The 2,529-nt window shown below is 76.8% G+C and carries 1 protein-coding gene; it reads right to left on the bottom strand.

Going from position 1 to position 2,529, the window contains the following annotated elements:
- Positions 1–2,459 (bottom strand): AAA family ATPase (locus EAD98_RS00470; protein ID WP_233583656.1); only part of this gene is annotated, 2,459 nt, incomplete at its 3' end.
- Between the last annotated feature and the right edge of the window lie 70 nt (positions 2,460–2,529).

The following is a 2,529-nucleotide window of genomic DNA, read 5'->3' as shown; positions in this document are numbered from 1 at the left end:
GCCGCACGCCAGGCCGGCAGCGCCCGGGCCCCGGTCGCGAGCAGGGCGGCGACCTGCGCGGCGTGCGCCCGCGCGGCCGGGTACCGAGCCGGCAGGTCGGCGGCGAGCGCCGCGACGGCGGTCGCCAGCTCCCGGTCCCCCACCCGCACGGCGGTACGCGCGACGGCGCTGAGCACCGGCCAGCCCTCGCGGGGCAGCTGCGGCAGGCTCTGATCGGCCAGCGCGACGCGGGCCGCCCGAACCGCCTCGACCTTGTCGTCGGCGGCCAGCGCCGACTCGATCCCCAGCTCGTGCAGGGGCAGCCGGTGGTTCGGCCACAGATACGGCCGGCCGAGGAAGGCCAGCGCCCGGTCGACCAGCTCGTCGGCGCCGGGGTGGGCACGGGCCAGACGCAGCCCGGCGCCCAGTTGGAGCCAGTGCAGCCCGGTGACGCCGGACAGATCGATCCGCGCGGCCTCCGCGCACACCTCCTCCGCCTCGTCCCACCGGCCCAGCGCGATCAGCGCCTCGGCCCGGTTACTCAGCAGGTACGCCCCGGTGGAGCGGCTGATCCCGACCCGTCGCGCCTCGGCCACGCCGGCCTCGGCCGCCTGCGCGGACTCGGCGTAACGGCCCAGCTCGCAGAGCACGTCCGAGCGGTACACCATGGCGATCACCAGGGCCGGCGCGTCCCCGGCCGCGCGGGCGACGGACTCGGCCTGGCGCAGCTCCGCGAGCCCCTGCTCCAGGTCCCGCTCGCCGTGGCAGAGCAGGGCGATCCGCGTGGGCAGCAGAGCCACGTACTCGTCGAGGGCCTCGGCGTCCGTGATGGCCTCGGCGGCCACCCGGGCCGCCTGCTGCGGGTCGATCTTGACCAGGTGCGCGGCGATGTCGGCGAGCAGCCGTACCCGCTCCACGCCGGCCGGACCGCCCGCCGCCAGCCGGTACGCCTCACCCAACTCGCTACTGCCGTCGCTCTTGCCGAGCAGGGCCAGCAGTCGACCCCGCTGGTTCAGCAGTCGGGCGGCGCGCAGCGGCGCGGCGTCGACGTCCACCTCGGCCAGCCCGGCGCGGGTCAGGGTGATCGCCCGGCTGAAGTCACCCGCCGTGACCGCGGCCTCCAGGGTCTGCTCCAGCAGCGCCAGGTGGTCCATGCCGAGCCGGTCGGCCGCGTCGGGCACCAGCTCCCACAGCTCCAGCACCCGTTCCAGCAGCCGGCGCTGCTCGGCGTAGGCGTACCGGTCGGCGGCGGCGCAGGCGGCGGCCCGTGCGGTGACCAGGGCCCGGGGGTGATCGTGCGCGGCGTACCAGTGATGCGCGATCTCGGCCGGGGCCCGGCCCTCGGCGACCAGGTGCGGCCGGGCCTCGATCGCGGCGGCGAACCGGGCGTGCAGCCGGGCGTGCTCACCGGGCAGCAGCTCGTCGTGCACGGCCTCGCGGACCAGCGCATGCCGGAACTCGTAGTCGCCGTCCCGGTCGACCACCACGAGCTGAGCGGTGACGGCGGCGCGCAGCGCGTCCTCCAGCTCGGCCTCGGGCAGCCCGGCCACCTCGGCGATCAGATCGTGGGCGAAGCGGGTGCCGCCGGCCGCGGCGATCCGCAGCACCCGCTGGGACGGCTCGGGCAGCCGGTCCACCCGGGCCAGCAGCAGGTCGCGCAGGGTGTCGGGTAGCGCGGCACAGCCGATTGGGTCGCCGGCCACGGCCAGCTCCTCGATGAAGAAGGGGTTGCCCTGGGTGCGGTCGTGGATGTCGTCGACGGCACGGGGAGCCGGCTCGGCACCGAGGAGGTCGGCGAGGATCGCGCCGGTGCCGTCACGGTCCAGCCGGCCCAGCTCGACGCGCTCGACCCCGCGGGCCCGGTCCAGCTCGGCCAGGAACGGACGCAGCGGGTGCCCCCGCTGCAACTCGTCGGTGCGGTAGGTGCTGACCAGCAGCAGCCGGCCCGGCCGGGCGGCCCGGACCAGAAAGCCGATCAGGTCCCGGGTGGATCGGTCGGCCCAGTGCAGGTCCTCGATCACCAGCACCAGGGGTCGGGCGTCGGCGAGCCGCTGGAACAGCTCGGCCACCAGGTCGAACAGATACCCGCGCGGCGCGTCGGTCAGCGGCGCCACGGCCGGCGCGGCCAGCCCGGCGGACACCCGGCCCAGCTCCGGCAGGAGCCGGGCGAACTCCGCCTCGTATCCGGCGAAGACCTCGGCGCCGTCGGCGCGCAGCACCGCGCGCAGGGCCGCGGCGAACGGGGCGAACGGCAGGCCGGCCTCGCCCAGCTCCAGGCACTGGCCGACCAGCACCCGGGCGCCGCCGTCGGTGGCCCAGCCCGCGAACTCCTCCAGCAGCCGGGTCTTGCCGACGCCCGCCTCACCACCGACCAGCACGGTGCTGGGCTCTCCGGCCCGGGCCCGACCCAGCGCGGCCCGCAGCACGGCGATCTCGCGCTGGCGGCCGACGAGGACGGAGCTGGCGGCACGTACGGTCACGGGGTCGAGCATGCCATGACGGGCCCGGCCGCCGTCCCCGCCGATCGGCTGGTGACCGAGCGACGGGGAC

The sequence above is a fragment of the Micromonospora sp. CV4 genome (assembly GCF_003667455.1).
Taxonomy (GTDB): domain Bacteria; phylum Actinomycetota; class Actinomycetes; order Mycobacteriales; family Micromonosporaceae; genus Micromonospora.
The sequence above is the reverse complement of the archived record's forward strand: the minus strand, read 5'-3'. Positions and strand labels throughout refer to the sequence as shown.